The sequence below is a fragment of the Oleiphilus sp. HI0125 genome, from assembly GCF_001635355.1.
On record NZ_LWGF01001119.1, the window covers coordinates 1 to 564 of the forward strand.

1 protein-coding gene is annotated in these 564 nt (G+C 43.6%); it reads right to left on the reverse strand.

What is annotated here, in order from left to right; translation table 11 throughout:
• Positions 1–431, reverse strand: a 431-nt coding sequence (locus tag A3762_RS19325) for a NusA N-terminal domain-containing protein (protein WP_304439301.1), incomplete at its 3' end; no start/stop codon positions are given.
• Positions 432–564: the final 133 nt, after the last annotated feature.

Genomic DNA, 564 nt, shown 5'->3' on the forward strand with positions numbered 1-564 from the left:
CCTGAAACCAATTCTCCAACACGGTCACGATAGCCATCGACGATTTTTTCGCGTTCAGCTTCACGTACTTTTTGAACAATAATTTGCTTAGCAGCTTGTGCACCGATACGACCAAAAGCAATCGACTCAACCTGCTCTGTGTGAATATCACCTGGTTGAAGCGCTGTATCAATTTCTTCCGCTTCTTCCATAGTCAACTCAGTACCTAAAGCAGGCACTGCATCGTTACTCACAACTAACCAGCGACGAAAAGTATCGTATTCACCCGTCTTGCGATCGATATTCACTAAAATATCGGCTTCTTCCTCGTCTTCATAACGCTTTTTAGTTGCTGTCGCCAATGCCAACTCAATAGCTTCGAAAATGACTTCTTTGTCAACGCCCTTTTCGTTTGAGACCGCCTCAACAACCAGCAGAATTTCTTTGTTCATCGCGTCGTTTGCTCCAATAATCCTAATCAATCAAATTGCGGTACGATGTTCGCTTTCTCAATGCCTTCAACTGGGAACAAGTATTCTTCTTGATCCACCTGAATCACCACATCATTCCCTTCAACGCCTTTAA